The organism is Domibacillus sp. PGB-M46, from assembly GCF_022668875.1.
Taxonomy (GTDB): domain Bacteria; phylum Bacillota; class Bacilli; order Bacillales; family Domibacillaceae; genus Domibacillus.
The window spans coordinates 1-274 of record NZ_JAKGCR010000094.1; the positions used below are offsets into that span (position 1 = coordinate 1).

Here is a 274-nt window from a genome sequence, read left to right on the forward strand (position 1 = left end):
TTCAAGTCTACGCCGGCACTTTTGCAGGCAGAGATGACAGCTGCCAGTGTCACAACCGCTGTGCCGTGCTGGTCATCGTGCATAACCGGGATATCGAGTTCCGCTTTCAGCCGCTCTTCTACTTCAAAGCAGTGTGGAGAGCCAATATCTTCCAGCAGGATGCCGCTGAAGCCAGGTGCGATATGCTTCACTGTTTCGACAATTTCATCCGGGTTTTTCGTATCGAGCAGGATCGGAATCGCGTTAATATCCACTAATTGATCAAACAGCGCTG

At 51.1% G+C, this 274-nt stretch carries 1 pseudogene; it reads right to left on the reverse strand.

Annotated elements, in window-relative coordinates:
- A pseudogene (locus L2D08_RS24750) lies at positions 1–274 on the reverse strand (NAD-dependent malic enzyme); the annotation flags it as partial.